The 17,033-nt window shown below is 61.5% G+C and carries 13 protein-coding genes; 8 read left to right on the forward strand and 5 right to left on the reverse strand.

The window, feature by feature from the left end:
- Window positions 1-55: 55 nt before the first annotated feature.
- The 5 genes from AB4N48_RS25740 to gcvP all read left to right on the forward strand — a co-directional run bounded on the left by AB4N48_RS25740 (window position 56) and on the right by gcvP (window position 7,967).
- On the forward strand, window positions 56-1,060 hold the full coding sequence (locus AB4N48_RS25740) for an extracellular solute-binding protein (protein ID WP_110599906.1): 1,005 nt from the start codon (window positions 56-58) through the stop codon (window positions 1,058-1,060).
- A 245-nt stretch (window positions 1,061-1,305) separates the two neighbouring features.
- Window positions 1,306-2,919: an ABC transporter permease gene (locus AB4N48_RS25745; protein WP_460094513.1), complete on the forward strand. Its 1,614-nt coding sequence runs from the start codon at window positions 1,306-1,308 to the stop codon at window positions 2,917-2,919.
- A 423-nt stretch (window positions 2,920-3,342) separates the two neighbouring features.
- A complete protein-coding gene (gene gcvT / locus AB4N48_RS25750) occupies window positions 3,343-4,425 on the forward strand; it encodes a glycine cleavage system aminomethyltransferase GcvT (RefSeq protein WP_095181283.1) in 1,083 nt (360 codons plus the stop codon).
- 47 nt (window positions 4,426-4,472) lie between these two features.
- The gene (gcvH, locus tag AB4N48_RS25755) at window positions 4,473-4,856 is read left to right on the forward strand and encodes a glycine cleavage system protein GcvH (RefSeq protein WP_024014734.1); all 384 of its coding nucleotides are present in this window, start codon (window positions 4,473-4,475) and stop codon (window positions 4,854-4,856) included.
- Window positions 4,857-5,093: 237 nt separating this feature from the next.
- Window positions 5,094-7,967, forward strand: coding sequence for an aminomethyl-transferring glycine dehydrogenase (gene gcvP, locus AB4N48_RS25760; protein WP_460094514.1), 2,874 nt, complete (start codon window positions 5,094-5,096; stop codon window positions 7,965-7,967).
- Window positions 7,968-8,153: 186 nt separating this feature from the next.
- Here gcvP and AB4N48_RS25765 read toward each other — a convergent pair whose 3' ends face one another.
- The 3 genes from AB4N48_RS25765 to AB4N48_RS25775 all read right to left on the reverse strand — a co-directional run bounded on the left by AB4N48_RS25765 (window position 8,154) and on the right by AB4N48_RS25775 (window position 10,754).
- A complete protein-coding gene (locus AB4N48_RS25765; protein ID WP_172667868.1) occupies window positions 8,154-8,474 on the reverse strand; it encodes a DUF2388 domain-containing protein in 321 nt (106 codons plus the stop codon).
- A 64-nt stretch (window positions 8,475-8,538) separates the two neighbouring features.
- A complete protein-coding gene (locus tag AB4N48_RS25770; RefSeq protein WP_256807838.1) occupies window positions 8,539-10,323 on the reverse strand; it encodes a GspE/PulE family protein in 1,785 nt (594 codons plus the stop codon).
- A gap of 92 nt (window positions 10,324-10,415) precedes the next feature.
- Entirely contained in the window at window positions 10,416-10,754 is a 339-nt protein-coding gene (locus AB4N48_RS25775; protein ID WP_150742946.1) for a hypothetical protein, read from the reverse strand.
- Between the two features lie 126 nt (window positions 10,755-10,880).
- Here AB4N48_RS25775 and AB4N48_RS25780 point away from each other — a divergent pair, with 126 nt between their 5' ends.
- Entirely contained in the window at window positions 10,881-11,345 is a 465-nt protein-coding gene (locus AB4N48_RS25780; protein ID WP_024014730.1) for an Lrp/AsnC family transcriptional regulator, read from the forward strand.
- A 106-nt stretch (window positions 11,346-11,451) separates the two neighbouring features.
- Here AB4N48_RS25780 and AB4N48_RS25785 read toward each other — a convergent pair whose 3' ends face one another.
- Window positions 11,452-12,822 (reverse strand): CYTH domain-containing protein, encoded by a 1,371-nt coding sequence (locus AB4N48_RS25785; protein WP_236167740.1) that lies wholly within the window; start codon window positions 12,820-12,822, stop codon window positions 11,452-11,454.
- A 156-nt stretch (window positions 12,823-12,978) separates the two neighbouring features.
- Here AB4N48_RS25785 and argE point away from each other — a divergent pair, with 156 nt between their 5' ends.
- Complete coding sequence (gene argE, locus AB4N48_RS25790) at window positions 12,979-14,133, forward strand: acetylornithine deacetylase (protein WP_095181289.1); 1,155 nt, start codon at window positions 12,979-12,981, stop codon at window positions 14,131-14,133.
- A 262-nt stretch (window positions 14,134-14,395) separates the two neighbouring features.
- Window positions 14,396-15,697 (forward strand): amino-acid N-acetyltransferase, encoded by a 1,302-nt coding sequence (gene argA / locus AB4N48_RS25795; protein ID WP_016772647.1) that lies wholly within the window; start codon window positions 14,396-14,398, stop codon window positions 15,695-15,697.
- Between the two features lie 133 nt (window positions 15,698-15,830).
- On the opposite strand, the gene tauA is transcribed toward argA, so the two are convergent.
- Window positions 15,831-16,820, reverse strand: a complete 990-nt coding sequence (tauA, locus tag AB4N48_RS25800) for a taurine ABC transporter substrate-binding protein (protein ID WP_156388186.1) — start codon at window positions 16,818-16,820, stop codon at window positions 15,831-15,833.
- Window positions 16,821-17,033 lie beyond the last annotated feature (213 nt).

The raw sequence follows: 17,033 nt of genomic DNA on the forward strand, positions 1-17,033 counted from the left end.
GTAAATGTGAGTCCTTATCATTTGGCCCACCTTTCCCGACCGTGAGACCACTCCCATGTTGGCACCCAAGCGTCTTCTGACCGCACTGGCCTTGACCCTGATCGGCAGCACCACTGCCCAGGCCGCCGATGAGGTGGTGGTGTACTCGTCGCGCATCGATGAGCTGATCAAACCGGTATTCGATGCCTACACCGCCAAGACCGGGGTGAAGATCAAGTTCATCACCGACAAGGAAGCGCCGCTGATGCAGCGCATCAAGGCCGAAGGCGAAAACGCCACCGCCGATCTGCTGCTTACCGTCGATGCCGGCAACCTGTGGCAGGCCGAGCAGATGGGCATTCTGCAGCCTTTCACCTCGAAAACCATCGACGCCAATATTCCTCAGCAATATCGCTCGTCCACCCACGCCTGGACCGGCCTGAGCCTGCGCGCACGGACCATCGCCTATTCCACCGAGCGGGTGAAGCCGGGCGAACTGACCACCTACGAAGCGCTGGCCGACAAGAACTGGGAAGGCCGCCTGTGCCTGCGCACGGCGAAGAAGGTCTACAACCAGTCGTTGACTGCGACCATGATCGAAGTCCACGGCGCCGAGAAGACCGAGAAAATCCTCAAGGGCTGGGTCAACAACCTGTCCACTGACGTGTTCTCCGATGACGTTGCGGTGCTGGAAGCGATCAACGCCGGGCAGTGCGATGTCGGCATCGTCAACACCTACTACTACGGTCGCCTGCACAAGCAGAAGCCTGAACTGCCGGTGAAGCTGTTCTGGCCGAATCAGGCGGATCGCGGTGTGCATGTGAACCTGTCGGGCATCGGCCTGACCAAACATGCACCGCACCCGGAAGCGGCCAAGGCGCTGGTCGAATGGATGACCACGCCTGAGGCGCAGAAGATTTTTGCTGATGTGAATCAGGAATTCCCGGCCAACCCGGCTGTGGCGCCATCGGAAGAAGTGGCGGCGTGGGGCAAGTTTGTTGCTGATACGTTGCCGGTTGAGGTGGCGGGTAAACGTCAGGCCGAGGCGATCCGGATGATGGATCGGGCGGGGTGGAACTGAGGCGTTTCGTGTAACTGTTGATCTTTCAAGATCGCTCCCTCACCCCAGCCCTCTCCCGGAGGGAGAGGGAGCCAACTTGTGTTGCTTTCGAAACTTGAGTTCGACTCAATATCTCAGGTCGATGTAGTTTGCATGAGCACCTCGGTCAGTTCCCTCTCCCTCCGGGAGAGGGCTAGGGTGAGGGCAGCAATCCCAACCTGAAATACGCAATCCAAGAACACCCCAATCCCTCCAGAGACCCAAAAGTGGCCCACCCCGCCCAACGCCGCTGGTACCCCATCGTCTTCGCCATCGCCGCACTGGTGTTGTTGCCCCTGAGCGTGTTGCTGCTGTCGTGGCAGACCATCGATCAGCAGATCTGGTCGCACCTGTGGCAAACCCAGATGCCGCGTCTGCTCGGCAATACCCTGACGCTGATCCTCGGCGTCGGTGTCGGCGTGACTCTGCTGGGTGTCAGCCTGGCCTGGCTGACCAGCCTCTGCGAATTTCCCGGTCGGCGCTGGCTCGACTGGGCGTTGATGCTGCCCTTCGCCATTCCAGCGTATGTACTGGCGTTCGTTTTCGTCGGCCTGCTCGATTTCGCCGGCCCCGTGCAGTCCCTGTTGCGCGAATGGTTCGGCAGCGGCCTGCGCCTGCCACGGGTGCGTTCCACCGGCGGGGTGATCGTGGTGCTGGTGCTGGTGTTTTATCCCTACGTTTATCTGCTGGCGCGCACCGCGTTTCTGGCTCAGGGCAAAGGTTTGATGGAAGCGGCGCGGGTGCTGGGCCAGTCGCCGTGGCAGGCGTTCTGGCGGGTTGCGCTGCCGATGGCGCGTCCGGCGATTGGCGCGGGCGTGGCGCTGGCGCTGATGGAAACCCTCGCCGATTTTGGCGCGGTATCGGTGTTCAATTTCGACACCTTCACCACGGCAATCTACAAGACCTGGTACGGCTTCTTCAGCCTGCCCAGCGCTGCGCAACTGGCCAGTCTGTTGCTGCTGGTGGTGATGCTGGTGCTGTACGGCGAGCGCCGCGCGCGCGGGGCGAATCGGGCCAGCAACGAGCGGCCTCGGGTGAAGGCGCTGTATCACCTGCGGGGAATCAAGGCGTTCGCGGCGACGGGCTGGTGTGCATTGGTGTTCGCCTGCGCCTTCGTCATCCCGGTGCTGCAACTGATCGTGTGGTTCTGGCAGCGTGGGCGTTTCGATCTGGATGAGCGTTACGCCGGGCTGATTCTGCACACGCTCTATCTGGGCGCGATGGCGGCGCTGATCACCGTCAGCGTTGCGCTGTTGCTGGCGTTTGCCCGGCGCCTGGCACCGACCCCAGCCATCAGCTCCGGGGTCGGCCTGGCCAATCTCGGCTACGCGTTGCCCGGTTCGGTGCTGGCCGTGTCGATCATGCTTGCCTTCAGTTATCTGGATCGTGAGCTGGTGATTCCGCTTTCGTCATGGCTCGGCGGTGCGGGCAGACCGTTGCTGCTCGGCAGCCTCGCGGCGTTGCTGATGGCTTATCTGGTGCGCTTCATTGCCGTCGCCTATGGGCCGCTGGAAAGCAGTCTGGCGCGTATACGGCCATCTTTGCCTGAAGCGGCACGTAGCCTGGGTGTCAGTGGGCCGCGACTGTTTTTCAAAGTGTATCTGCCGCTCTTGCTGCCCGGCACGTTGAGCGCCGCGTTGCTGGTGTTCGTCGATGTGCTCAAGGAAATGCCCGCGACCCTGCTGATGCGCCCGTTTGGCTGGGACACGCTGGCGGTGCGCATCTTTGAAATGACCAGTGAAGGCGAATGGGCGCGCGCCTCATTGCCGGCATTGACCCTGGTGCTGGTTGGTCTATTGCCAGTGATCGGATTGATTCGACGTTCGGCGCACCGAAACTAGGGGGCGTTCTCGATTGGTTTCCCCACCGCGCCGGGTCAGCTGTTGTGCAGGGCAAGACGCGAGAAGCGTGGTTTGGTTGTTCCAAATAAGCTTCGAGCAACGCAGCCCTGCACAACAGCAGGCCCGGCCCTCCGGGTTGTGCCTAAAAGCGAGCCAGCCTGCGTTGCAGGCCTTGAAAAGGGAATACCATTCCCAGCGGCCTGCGCCTTGCCTGGCTCGCTTTTAGGCGACAACGCGGTGGGGAAACCAATTGAGAACGCCCCCGTAGTAGTGAGTCCTACATCATGCGGCTACAATGCGCGGCATTCGGTGCGGTTCGTCTGACAGACCCGTGCGCTGGAATCGGCTGCAAGCCTTATTCATCAAGGCTTTCAGCCGTATAGCGGCGGTCCGCACCCTCGCCACGCCCGGAAGGAGAAACCCATGGGACAGCGTACGCCTCTGTATGACCTGCACCTCGCGCTCGGCGCGAAGATGGTCGATTTTGGCGGTTGGGACATGCCACTGCATTACGGCTCGCAGGTCGAGGAGCACCACGAAGTGCGCCGCGATTGCGGGGTGTTCGATGTTTCCCATATGACCGTGATCGATGTCACCGGCGCCCAGGCCAAGGCCTGGCTCCAGCATTTGCTGGCCAACGACGTCGAACGTCTGCACCGCCCCGGCCGGGCGTTGTACAGCACCATGCTCAACGAGCGCGGCGGCATCGTCGACGACATGATCGTCTATCGCCTCGACGACGCGTACCGGCTGGTGTTCAACGCCTCGACCCGCGATCAGGATCTGGCCTGGATGAACGCCCAGCTCGGCGCCTACGACGTGCAACTGCACGAGCGCGCCGAGCTGGCGATGCTCGCCATCCAGGGCCCGCAGGCCCGGCACAAGATTGCCGAACTGGTCACCCAGTCGCGCGCCACGCTGATCCAGCAACTCAAACCTTTCGAAGGCGCCATCGACGGCGACTGGTTCATCGCGCGTACCGGTTACACCGGCGAGGATGGCCTGGAAATCTGCCTGCCGGCCAATCAGGCGCCGGGGTTCTTCAACGACCTGGTCGGTGCCGGTATTTCGCCGATCGGCCTCGGTGCGCGCGATACCTTGCGCGTCGAGGCCGGAATGAACCTGTACGGTCAGGACATTCATCAGGACGTTTCACCGCTGGCCTCGAACATGGCCTGGAGCATCGCCTGGGAGCCGGCCTCGCGGCAGTTCATCGGCCGCGCGGCGCTGGAGGCGGAAAAAACCGCCGGCGTGGCGCACAAACTGGTCGGTCTGGTGCTGGAAGAGCGCGGGGTTTTGCGCGCTCACCAAGTGGTTCGCATCGCCGATGTTGGCGAAGGGGAGATCACCAGTGGTAGTTTCTCTCCTACGCTGAGCAAATCGATTGCCCTGGCGCGTGTACCGATGGCGACTGCCGACCGCGCCGAAGTGGAAATCCGTGGCAAGTGGTATCCGGTGCGAGTGGTCAAACCGACCTTCGTGCGCCATGGCAAAACCTTGATCTAACCTTTTCTGGCGGGTATGACCGCTGACCAATTTCCGAGGAACCGAAGATGAGCGATATCCCTGCCGAACTGCGTTTTGCCGAAAGTCATGAATGGGCGCGTCTGGAAGCTGACGGCACTGTCACCGTGGGCATCAGCGATCACGCGCAGGAAGCGCTGGGCGACGTGGTGTTCGTCGAGTTGACCGAAGTCGGCAAGGTGTTCGCCGCCGGTGATCAATCCGGCGTGGTCGAGTCGGTGAAAGCCGCCTCCGACATCTACGCCCCGGTCAGCGGTGAAGTCATCGCGATCAACGAAGAGCTGGGTGGCTCGCCTGAGCTGCTGAACTCCGACCCGTACGGCGCGTGGATCTTCAAGCTCAAGCCAAGCGACAAGGCCGAGCTGGACAAGCTGCTGGATGCGGCGGCTTACAAGGCTGCCATCGGCGAGTAACTTGCCGGCGTGACCCAAAGCCTCGATTCGTCGGGGCTTTTTTTATGGGCGACGAATATCCCTTTGTGGGAGCGAGCCTGCTCGCGAAAGCGCCATATCAGTCGATGCCAATGTGTCTGAAACACTGCTTTCGCGAGCAGGCTCGCTCCCACAGGGGCGGCGTGATCTTGAAAATTCGCCTGCTATGCTGGTTTGACCGTGTCGATTGACGCCAAGCGCCAGCCAGGAGAGCCCGTCATGTCCCAGTCGCCGTCCCTGAGCCAGTTACGCGATCCCGAAGCCTTCCTGCGCCGCCACCTTGGCCCGGATGCCGCCGAGCAGCAGGCGATGCTCGACAGCCTGGGCCTGGGCAGTCGTGCCGAGCTGATCGAGCAGACCGTGCCGCCGGGCATTCGCTTCAATCGCGCACTGGATCTGCCGCCGGCACTCGACGAACAGGCTGCGCTGGCGAAACTGCGCGGTTATGCCGAGCAGAATCAGCTGTTCACCAGCCTGATCGGCATGGGTTATCACGGCACCGTGACGCCGACCGTCATTCTGCGTAACGTGCTGGAAAATCCCGGCTGGTACACCGCGTACACCCCATATCAACCAGAGATCGCCCAGGGCCGGCTCGAAGCCCTGCTGAATTTTCAGCAGCTGACCATCGACCTCACCGGCCTGGAGCTGGCCAACGCCTCGCTACTCGATGAGGCCACCGCAGCGGCCGAAGCCATGGCGTTGGCCAGGCGTGTGGCGAAGTCGAAGAGCAATCTGTTTTTTGTGGATGAAAACTGCCATCCGCAAACCCTCTCCGTGGTGCAGACCCGCGCCGAAGGTTTCGGCTTCGAGCTGGTCGTCGACGCGGTGGATAACCTGGCGCAGCACGAGGTGTTCGGCGCGCTGCTGCAATACCCCGACACCCACGGCGAAATCCGCGATCTCAACCCCTTGATCAATCACCTGCACGCGCAACAGGCCCTGGCCTGCGTCGCCACCGACCTGCTCAGCCTGCTTTTGTTGACGCCGCCGGGTGAGTTGGGTGCCGACGTGGTGTTCGGTTCGTCCCAGCGTTTCGGTGTGCCGATGGGTTATGGCGGCCCTCATGCGGCGTTTTTCGCCAGCCGCGAGGAATACAAACGGGCGATTCCGGGACGAATTATCGGTGTATCGAAAGATGCTCGTGGCAACGTCGCGCTGCGCATGGCCCTGCAAACCCGCGAGCAACACATCCGCCGCGAGAAAGCCAATTCGAACATCTGCACAGCGCAGGTATTGCTGGCCAATATCGCCAGTTGCTACGCGGTGTATCACGGCCCGGAGGGTTTGAAGCGTATCGCCCAGCGCGTGCATCGCCTGACCTGCCTCCTCGCCGCGGGACTCGAGCGCAACGGCATCAAACGACTCAACAGGCAGTTCTTCGACACTCTGACGCTGGAGGTCGGTGGTGCGCAAACGGCGATCATTGAAAGCGCTCAGGCGGCGCAGATCAACCTGCGCATTCTTGGTCGCGGCCGCGTCGGTCTGAGTCTGGACGAGACCTGTGATGAACACACCGTGGCGAAGCTGTTCGATGTGCTGCTCGGCGCCGATCACGGCCTGAGCGTTGATGCGCTTGATGCGGAGGACATCGCCTCGGGAATTCCCGACGAACTCCAGCGCAGCACGCCGTACCTGCAACATCCGGTGTTCAACGCTCACCACAGCGAAACCGAGATGCTGCGTTACCTCAAACAACTGGAAAACAAGGATCTGGCGCTCAATCAGTCGATGATTCCGCTCGGTTCCTGCACGATGAAGCTCAACGCCACCAGCGAAATGATCCCAATCACCTGGCCGCAGTTCGCCAATCTGCATCCCTTCGTGCCGAGGGAGCAGGCTGTCGGTTACACACTGATGATCGAAGAACTTGAGCGTTGGCTCTGCGCGATTACCGGTTTCGATGCTATCTGCATGCAGCCCAATTCCGGCGCCCAGGGCGAATACGCCGGGCTCCTGGCGATCCGTAAATATCACGAGAGCCGGGGGGAGGGCGCGCGGGATATCTGCCTGATTCCGTCGTCGGCCCATGGCACCAACCCGGCCTCGGCGCAGATGGCCGGAATGCGTGTGGTGATTGTCGAATGCGATGAGGCGGGCAACGTCGATCTGGAAGACTTGAAGCTGAAAGCCGCAGAGGCCGGGAACAAGTTGTCGTGCCTGATGGCGACCTATCCGTCGACCCATGGCGTTTACGAGGAGGGCATCAGCGAAATTTGCGCAGTGATCCACCAGCACGGCGGCCAGGTGTACATGGATGGCGCCAATCTCAATGCCCAGGTTGGTCTCGCCCGACCGGCGGACATTGGCGCCGACGTGTCGCACATGAACCTGCACAAGACCTTTTGCATTCCCCATGGCGGCGGCGGGCCGGGCATGGGGCCGATCGGCGTCCGTGCGCATCTGGCGCCGTTCGTCGCCAACCATCCGGTGGTGCCGATTGACGGACCGCTGGCACAAAACGGCGCAGTCAGCGCAGCACCGTGGGGCAGTGCGAGCATTTTGCCGATCAGTTGGATGTACATCGCCATGATGGGCCCGCAACTGGCGGACGCCAGCGAGGTGGCGATTCTGGCGGCAAATTATCTGGCGCAGCATCTATCCGGGGCATTCCCGGTGCTTTACGCCGGGCGCAACGGCCGGGTGGCGCATGAATGCATTCTTGATCTGCGCCCACTGAAGGCGCAGACCGGCATCAGCGAGGAAGACGTTGCCAAGCGGCTGATGGATTACGGCTTCCACGCGCCGACCATGTCCTTCCCGGTGCCCGGTACGTTGATGGTCGAGCCGACCGAGAGCGAATCCAAGGCAGAGCTCGACCGCTTCATCGCGGCGATGCTGAGTATTCGCGCAGAGATCAATGAAGTGCAGAAGGGCAACTGGCCGGGCGAAGACAACCCGCTCAAACGCGCCCCGCATACGCTGGCCGATGTCACTGGGATCTGGGAACGGCCCTACAGCATCGAACAGGGCATTACCCCGGATGCGCACACTCGATTGCACAAATATTGGCCGGCGGTGAATCGGGTGGATAACGTTTACGGGGATCGCAACCTGTATTGCGCGTGTGTCCCGGTGGATGATTACCGCTGATCTCTAAATCCACCGCCGTCCCTGTGGGAGCGAGCCTGCTTGCGAAAGCAATCGTCCAGCCAGCATTTTCGGTGACTGGCTCACCGCTTTCGCGAGCAGGCTCGCTCCCACAGGGTTTTGTATCGGTTTCAGAAGACGGGCAAAAAAATGCCGCTCGATCGAGCGGCATTTTCATCGGCGCAACGTTTATTCGGAAGCCACGGCGTTCTTCGCCAGAATCGCGTTCGCCAGTTCCATGTCCGAAGCCTGCAGGCCCGGGTTGTCGGCGCGGACTTTCTGCATGGCTGCTTCCAGGTACGGGCCACGGATGCCGCCATCGCTGGCGACGAAGCTGCCGGCGTCGTCCTGGGCGGCGACGATCAGCTTGTGATCCTTGAAGGTCAGGTAGGTCGAACCGGTGGTGGCGCCGGAGGAGATGACGTTACGCCAAAAGCTGTCCGCCATGGCCGAACCAACGGGAAGCGACAGCAGGGCCAAGGTGGCGACAGCGAGTTTGAGACGCATGATGAGGTGACTCCTGGGATTGACTACGGCGTTGGATAGCCGATCCCCGATCCAGTTCCGTGCTGAATTATTTCAACTCACTTTGCGGTGTCACCCGCAGCACTTCCTCCACCGTGGTCAGCCCCGCCGCGACTTTCTGCGCGCCGGACAGGCGCAGGCTGCGCATGCCTTCCTTGAATGCCTGACGCCTGATCGCGGTGAGGTCGGTGTCCGGGGTGATCAACGCTTTGAGGCTGTCGCTCAGTTGCATGATTTCGTAGACCCCGGCGCGCCCGCGATAGCCGGTGTCGCGGCATTCCAGGCAACCGATCGCTCGCTGCGCATTGCTCGGCAGCGGCGCTTGCCAGGGCCGGGTCAGGGTTTGCCAGTCTTCATCCTCGAGCGTCAGTGGCGCCTTGCAGTGCGGGCACAAGGTGCGCACCAGACGCTGAGCCATGACGCCCAATACGGTCGCTTTGATCAGGTAATGCGGCACGCCGAGTTCGAGCAAACGGCTGATGGCGCTCGGCGCATCGTTGGTGTGCAGCGTCGACAGGACCAAGTGCCCGGTGAGCGCGGCCTGAATCGCCATTTCCGCAGTTTCCAGATCGCGGATCTCGCCGATCATGATGATGTCCGGGTCCTGCCGCATCAGTGCGCGCACCCCGGCGGCGAAGGTCAGTTCGATGTTGTGCTGCACCTGCATCTGGTTGAAGGCCGGCTCGACCATTTCGATCGGGTCCTCGATGGTGCAGAGGTTGACCTCCGGCGTCGCCAGTTTTTTCAGCGTGGTGTACAGGGTGGTGGTCTTGCCCGAACCGGTCGGCCCGGTGACCAGAATGATGCCGTTGGGCTGGCGGGTCATGTCCTGCCAGCGGCGCAGGTCGTCGGCGCTGAAACCCAACTGGTCGAAATTTTTCAGCAGCACTTCCGGGTCGAAAATCCGCATGACCATTTTTTCGCCGAACGCCGTCGGCAGGGTCGACAGACGCAATTCCACTTCGCCGCCGTCCGGGGTCTTGGTCTTGACCCGGCCATCCTGGGGTTTGCGCTTTTCCGCGACGTTCATGCGACCGAGGCTTTTCAGGCGGCTGACGATCGCCATGGTCACCTGCGGCGGGAATTGATAGACGTTATGCAGCACGCCGTCGATGCGAAAGCGCACGGTGCCGTGCTCGCGGCGCGGTTCGATGTGGATGTCGCTGGCGCGCTGCTGGAAGGCGTATTGGAACAGCCAGTCGACGATGTTGACGATGTGCGCGTCGTTGGCGTCCGGTTCCTGGTCGCTGGCGCCGAGATTGAGCAGTTGTTCGAAATTGCCGAGGTTGCCGCCCTGGGCGTCGGCATTGCTGGCGCCGCTGACCGATTTGGCCAGACGAAAGAATTCGACGCTGAAGCGCTGGATGTCGACCGGGTTGGCCACAACGCGTTTGATCGGCAGCTTCAACACGTGGGTCAGGTCGGCTTCCCAACCGCTGACGTAGGGCTGAGCGCTGGCCACGGTGACCGAATCGCGGTCCACGGCGACGGCGAGAATCTTGTGCCGTTGCGCGAAGGCATAGGACATCAGCGGCGTGATCGCCGCGACATTGATTTTCAGCGGATCAATGCGCAAATACGGCTGACCGGCCTGTTGCGCCAGCCACAGGGTCAGGCTTTCCAGATCCAGATGTTTGCCCGGACGGCTGAGGTCGTCGAGTTGCTGGCTGGCGATGAACTCCAGCGGATGCATCTGCCCGTGAGCAGCCTGGCGGCGGCGGGCATTGAGCGCCTGTTCCGCAGCGTCCTGACAGATGAAGCCTTGGGCGACCAGTTCCCGTAATACATCGTTGAGGTCGAGCCAGCGGTCCTGAGTGACAAATTGAACGGACATGCGGCTTTCCTTTTTGAGCGTCATGCGCAAAAGGATAGTCGTGGCCCCGCTGACCGTTGGGCCACTACCCGACGAAGCCGTTGCCGGATTTGTCAGCCGGCCGCCTGGGCGGGCGCTTGCCACGCGGCGTCGGCGTTGTGCAGGTCCACCGCGCAGACGCTGATCAGGTTGCGCAGTTTCTCCGCGATCACCTGCGCGCGATGCCAGCTCAGGCCGCTCATGAGGAGGTCGATCGACAGCAGATCGTCCTGGCGCTGAACGTTGACCTGCTCCGGGGTCAGAAACTGCAAGGCGAACAGATTCAGCACCCGCACCAGCAGGTCCGGCTCGGCCTCGGCGAGGATCCGGTATTGCGCCAGGCAGTGGGCGTTGTTGACGTTCCAGACATCGGCGCGGGTGGGGGTGCTGTTCACGGCTTCAAGGTGCGGCATGGCGAGTCTCCAAAATCACTGGAGAAATTTTTACATTCGGTGCGGGGTATTTCTTGGCTATGATCGGCGCCTGTACAGATTTATCGAAAGAATTGATTCGTGAAAGCTGATCTTTGAGGATTTTTTATGCACAGCGAGCTGGACGCCTACGACCGCAAGATCCTCGCCTTGCTCCAGGAAGACGCTTCGCTGTCGAGCGCGCAGATCGCCGAACAGGTCGGCCTGTCGCAATCGCCGTGCTGGCGGCGGATTCAGCGGATGAAGGAGGAGGGCATCATTCGCGGCCAGGTGACCTTGCTGGATCGCAAGAAGATCGGCCTGAACACGCAGATTTTTGCCGAGATCAAACTCAACGCTCATGGGCGTTCGAACTTCACCGAATTCACCGAGGCGATTCGCGGCTTTCCGGAAGTGCTGGAGTGTTACGTGCTGATGGGCGCGGTGGATTTCATGTTGCGCATAGTCGCGGCGGACATCGAGGCGTACGAGCGATTCTTCTTCGAGAAGCTGTCGCTGGTGCCGGGGATACAGGAAGTGAATTCGATTGTGGCGCTTTCTGAAATCAAGTCCACCACGAGCCTGCCGGTCTAGTGCGGATGGCCTTTGTGGCGAGGGGATTTATCCCCGCTTGGCTGTGCAGCAGTCCCCGCTTGATCGTTCCCACGCAGAGCGTGGGAACGATCAGGTGGGAAGGTGTTTAGCTGCGCAGGAGGATTTTCCAGGCGCGATTCTGGTACACCGCAATCGCCTGATGCTTGCGTGCATCGAGCAGTTCGTCGGTGATGGTCGGCTCGTTGGCCAGTTGCGCCAGTTTGTTCAGCTCACCGTACAGGCGATCCATTTCCGGGATGTCCAGCACGTTGCGCGCATGGTGCAACCAGACCTGAATGCGCTCGATACGCGGCAGTTGTTCAGCGAGATCTTCCGGCTGCTGCTGATAGCGTTGCAGCTGCAGAGCAGTGGCTTCTTCGCCGAGCAGACGCGGCAGCCAGCTGTGCAGTTGCGCGTCACCCTGACGATTACCGCGAGTGTTGCGGTCGGCGGTCCAGGTGCGGGCCAGCAGCCAGCGTGAAGCGTTCAGCGAGAACTGGCCCCAGCGCGGGTCTTCCAGTTCTTCGAGGAACTGCTCCGGCGCGGCCTTGCGCACGTCTTCGTCTTCGATACCGACCTGTACCAGCGGACGCCAGTCTTCCAGCAAGGCATCGAGGGCCACGCGCAAATCGTGGGTCGACTGACGCGGCGCAGCCTGGCCGAGGCTGCTGAGCAGGGCGCGCATTTCCGCGAGGTTCTCGACCCAGTCCTGCAGCAGACGCCAGTGGCCGTTGAAGCGATATTGTTCGGCCAGACGCTGGCTGCTGCCGAGCAGATGCCAGCTCAGCGCGGCGAAGGCGTCGTCGAGACGGGTTTCGGTGGTCAGCTGCGGCGCTGGCAGGCTCAGCGAGTAGCTGTTGGCGTCGTGCAGGCGATAACCACGCTCGGCCTTGCTGATATCGCATGGCATCAGCGCCAGGGTTTCGGCCAGTTCGGCAGCCAGTTCCAGCAACGCAGCAGGCGCGCCTTCGCGCAGCTCCAGTTCCAGCTCGCAGATTTCTTCTTTCTGCTTGCCGACCACCACGTGACCGAGATCCAGCGCGGCCTCGATAACCACTTTGGTCTTGCCACGGCCCCAGGCGATTTCGGCGCGCTCGCGGACGAAATCGGTGGTGAAGATCGGCTTGAGGGTTTTCTTGTCCAGCTCGGCGAGCGACTCTGGCCAGCATTCGCCGTCGAGTTTCTTCACGTCGAGCTTGGCTTTCGGCAGTTTCCAGTCGTACTCGTTACGCTCGGACAGACCGGCGACGCTCTGGCCACGGGTCTTGAGAGTTTGAATCACTTCGTCACCGTCCTTGCGCAGGCGCAGGGCGACCTTGGCCTGGGCGAGGTCGCGCTCGGGGGTGTCGAAGTACTGGTTCATCAACTCACGGCGTTCCCAGCCACTTTTGTTGCGTTTCTTCAGCAGCGGGTGCTCGCGCAGGGCAGCGAGGGTTTCGCGGCTGACGCGGAGTTTGATTTCAGTTTCTTTTTGCATGGCCGGAACATCCAGAATCGGGAGCGCAGCCGGGGGAATGTGTGGCTGCCAAGGCCGTGCAGTGTACAGGAGTCAAACTTCCTACGCCCTGCGGCGGTTTATTCCGCGCGCCGGATGGTTCTATAGTGGGCCTCAATCCGGGACCTGGAGTCAGTGATGCCATTGCCGTCCATGCAAGACCAGTTCGCCGCGCTGATTGCCGCGCCATCGGTCAGCTGTACCCAACCGAACCTGGACCAGTCCAACCGCGCCGTCATCGATCTGCTGGCGTGCTGGCTCGGTGACCTGGGTTTCAGCTGCGATATACAGCAGGTCAGCCCCGGCAAATTCAATCTGCTTGCCAGTATCGGCAGCGGCCCCGGCGGCCTGGTGCTGGCCGGGCACAGCGACACCGTACCTTATGACGACGCGTTGTGGCAGACCGACCCGCTGAAGCTCACCGAAGTCGACGGTCGCTGGGTCGGGCTGGGCAGTTGTGACATGAAGGGCTTCTTCGCGCTGATCATCGAAGCCGTGCGGCCGCTGCTCGATCAGCCGTTCAAGCAACCGCTGCTGATCCTCGCCACCTGCGACGAAGAAAGCTCGATGTCCGGCGCCCGCGCACTGGCCGAGGCCGGGCAGCCGCTGGGCCGCGCGGCGGTGATCGGCGAGCCGACCGGGCTCAAGCCGGTTCGCATGCACAAAGGCATCATGATGGAGCGCATCGACATCCTCGGGCAGAGCGGCCATTCGTCGGATCCGCGCCTGGGCCACAGCGCCCTTGAAGCGATGCACGATGCCATCGGCGAACTGCGCGGTCTGCGTCTGTTGTGGCAGCGTGAATTCAGCAACCCACAGTTCAGCGTGCCGCAACCGACGATGAACTTCGGCTGCATTCATGGCGGCGACAATCCCAATCGCATCTGCGGCCAGTGCTCGCTGGAATTCGACCTGCGGCCGCTGCCGGGCATGGACCCGAGCCTGCTGCGCGCGGAAATCCTGCGCAAGCTCAACCCGGTGGCCGAGCGGCATAAGGTGAAAATCGATTACAAACCGCTGTTCCCGGAAGTGCCGCCGTTCGAGCAGTCCGAAGATGCCGAACTGGTGCGCATCGCTGAAAAGCTCACCGGCCATCGCGCCGAAGCAGTAGCGTTCGGCACCGAAGCGCCTTATCTTCAGCGCCTCGGCTGCGAAACCATCGTCCTCGGCCCCGGCGACATTGCCTGCGCGCATCAACCCGGCGAGTACCTTGAAATGTCACGTTTGCAGCCTACCGTGCATCTGATTCGGCAGTTGATTGAACATTACTGCCTGACGACAGACGAACGATGACGGCCCTGTGTGGGAGCGAGCCTGCTCGCGAAAGCGTTTTGTCAGTCGCCATTGATGAACCTGATCCACCGCTTTCGCGAGCAGGCTCGCTCCCACAGGGTTAAATGTCTTGCATCAACCCGGTAAATTGCCTGCACCACAACCCGTATTCATGAGGAGAGCGCGCGTGTCGCCAAGCCTGTTCCGACGATAACCATCAGCCCGCTGTGCGTTTTTCGTTTCGCCCCTTTTTTCGGCTGCTCTTTATTACAGGCCCAGGTTCATGCCCGAATACGTCAATTGGCTTCGCCACGCTTCTCCCTACATCAATGCCCACCGCGATTGCACCTTCGTCGTCATGCTTCCCGGCGACGGCGTCGAGCATCCGAATTTCGGCAATATCGTCCACGACCTGGTCTTGCTGCACAGTCTGGGCGTGCGTCTGGTGCTGGTGCACGGCTCGCGCCCGCAGATCGAAACCCGCCTCGCCGCCCGTGGCCTGACCCCGCATTACCATCACGGCATGCGCATCACCGATGCCGCGACGCTTGAGTGTGTGATCGATGCGGTCGGCCAGTTGCGCATCGCCATCGAAGCACGGCTGTCGATGGACATGGCCTCGTCGCCGATGCAGGGCTCGCGTCTGCGCGTGGCCAGCGGCAACCTCGTCACCGCGCGGCCGATCGGTGTGCTGGAAGGTGTCGACTATCACCACACCGGCGAAGTGCGTCGGGTCGACCGCAAGGGCATCAATCGCCTGCTCGATGAGCGCTCGATCGTGCTGTTGTCGCCGCTGGGCTATTCGCCGACCGGCGAGATCTTCAACCTTGCCTGCGAAGACGTCGCCACCCGCGCTGCGATTGATCTGGGCGCGGACAAGCTGCTGTTGTTTGGCGCCGAGCTCGGCCTGATCGACGAAAACGGCAAACTGGTGCGCGAACTGCGCCCGCAACAAGTGCCGGCACATTTGCAGCGTCTGGGCATGAGCAACTATCAAGCGGAATTGCTCGATGCCGCCGCCGAAGCCTGTCGAGGCGGCGTTGCGCGCAGCCATATCGTCAGTTACGCCGAAGATGGTGCGCTGCTGACCGAGCTGTTCACCCGTGACGGTGGCGGTACGCTGGTGGCGCAGGAGCAGTTCGAACTGGTGCGCGAAGCGGCGATTGAAGACGTCGGCGGTTTGCTCGACCTGATCAGTCCGCTGGAAGAGCAGGGCATTCTGGTACGCCGCTCGCGGGAAGTGCTGGAGCGCGAGATCGAGCAGTTCAGCGTGGTCGAGCGCGAAGGCATGATCATCGCCTGTGCGGCGCTGTATCAGATTGCCGATTCCGATGCTGGCGAACTGGCGTGTCTGGCGGTGAATCCGGAATACCGCCACGGCGGACGCGGCGACGAGTTGCTCGAACGCATCGAAACCCGCGCGCGGGCGCAGGGTTTGAAAACCCTGTTCGTACTCACCACGCGCACCGCGCACTGGTTCCGCGAGCGCGGTTTCGAGCCAAGCAGCGTCGAACGCCTGCCAGCGGCGCGGGCGTCGCTGTACAACTATCAGCGTAATTCGAAGATCTTCGAAAAGACCCTCTGAACAACAGCGAGGTCTGTGGCGAGGGGATTTATCCCCGCTGGGTCGCGTAGCGGCCCCCTGTGTTTTCACTTGGAATCGCTGGGGGACTGCTGTGCAGTCCAACGGGGATAAATCCCCTCGCCACTTTCTGCATTCAGTCAGTGATGAATTTGGCGCTGACGTACGGCGAATAATCCGCCAGCACTGTCTCGACCTTGCCCTGTTCCTTCAAGAATTTCGCCGTTTCGGCAATGGCCTCGGCGGTGCCGCCGTCCAGCAGCGCCGTGCTTTGCTGCGCCTTGGCATCCGGGAACGCCGAACCGGCCAGCAGTTCCGGTACATCTGCTGCGTTGGCACCGGTCAATTTGGCGATTTTCTGCACAGGCACCGAGTCGGCCGTCCAGCTGTCTTTGTGTGCCGCGTAATCAGCGAACGATTCCAGGGTGACCTTGGCAAACTTGGCCACCACTTCGGGATGCTTCTCGGCAAAGTCTTTGCGCGCCACCCACACCTCGAAGGTCGGCGCACCCCACTGGCCGACCTGGGCGGCGTCGGTCAGGGTCTTGCCGGTCTTGCGGATCTCGCCCAGCGCCGGCGACCAGACAAACGCACCATCAATGTCGCCACGCTTCCACGCGGCGGCGATTTCCGCCGGTTGCAGGTTGACCACTTTGACTTGCGAAGTATTCAGGCCCCAGTGCTTCAGCGCTCCAAGCAGACTGTAGTGCGAGGTCGACACGAACGGTGTGGCGATGGTTTTACCGATCAGGTCCTGCGGTTTGTCGATGCCGCTGCCGTTGCGCACCACCAATGCTTCGGCGGCATTGATCTGTGCCGAAACGATGAACGCCACGATCGGCAGATTGCGTGAAGCAGCTGCTGCCAGGGGACTTGAGCCAAGGTTGCCGATCTGTACGTCGCCAGAAGCAATGGCAGTGACGACTTCCGGGCCGCTGTTGAAACGACGCCAGTCGATCTTCTCGCCGATGGTTTTTTCATAGACACCATCGGCCTGCGGCACTTTGCTCGGATCGATCCCGGTCTGGTAACCGACCGTCAGACCGGCGGCATGTGTGGAAAAAGAAAACAGTGCCGACACACAAACTGTAACAAATTGACTTGATAGTGCGCGTTTCGCCATGATGCGTCGCCTTTTCGATGGGATTTGCCGTGTTGGGAGCACGGCAAAGCTAATCGATCTAAAAAAAGGTCAACAAATACCATTTAGGAATGAGCTTAGGCGCCGATACGCTGTTTCCCGGCGCGGATGGCCATTAATGGGCCATATACCTGAATGGCATGAAAAAGAACGAATAAATTCTTTTTGGGATTATCAGGAAGTCTTTACGCTGCAGGG

This window comes from Pseudomonas sp. S2_C11 (genome assembly GCF_054668395.1).

Bases quoted from the DNA above. Each gene is read 5' to 3' on its own strand.
- AB4N48_RS25770 (WP_256807838.1), bottom strand. From the start codon at position 10,323: ATGTCCGTTCAATTTGTCACTCAGGACCGCTGGCTCGACCTCAACGAT.
- argE (WP_095181289.1), top strand. From the start codon at position 12,979: ATGCCATTGCCGTCCATGCAAGACCAGTTCGCCGCGCTGATTGCCGCG.
- argA (WP_016772647.1), top strand. From the start codon at position 14,396: ATGCCCGAATACGTCAATTGGCTTCGCCACGCTTCTCCCTACATCAAT.
- AB4N48_RS25780 (WP_024014730.1), top strand. From the start codon at position 10,881: ATGCACAGCGAGCTGGACGCCTACGACCGCAAGATCCTCGCCTTGCTC.
- gcvP (WP_460094514.1), top strand. From the start codon at position 5,094: ATGTCCCAGTCGCCGTCCCTGAGCCAGTTACGCGATCCCGAAGCCTTC.
- AB4N48_RS25740 (WP_110599906.1), top strand. From the start codon at position 56: ATGTTGGCACCCAAGCGTCTTCTGACCGCACTGGCCTTGACCCTGATC.
- AB4N48_RS25785 (WP_236167740.1), bottom strand. From the start codon at position 12,822: ATGCAAAAAGAAACTGAAATCAAACTCCGCGTCAGCCGCGAAACCCTC.
- AB4N48_RS25775 (WP_150742946.1), bottom strand. From the start codon at position 10,754: ATGCCGCACCTTGAAGCCGTGAACAGCACCCCCACCCGCGCCGATGTC.
- gcvT (WP_095181283.1), top strand. From the start codon at position 3,343: ATGGGACAGCGTACGCCTCTGTATGACCTGCACCTCGCGCTCGGCGCG.
- gcvH (WP_024014734.1), top strand. From the start codon at position 4,473: ATGAGCGATATCCCTGCCGAACTGCGTTTTGCCGAAAGTCATGAATGG.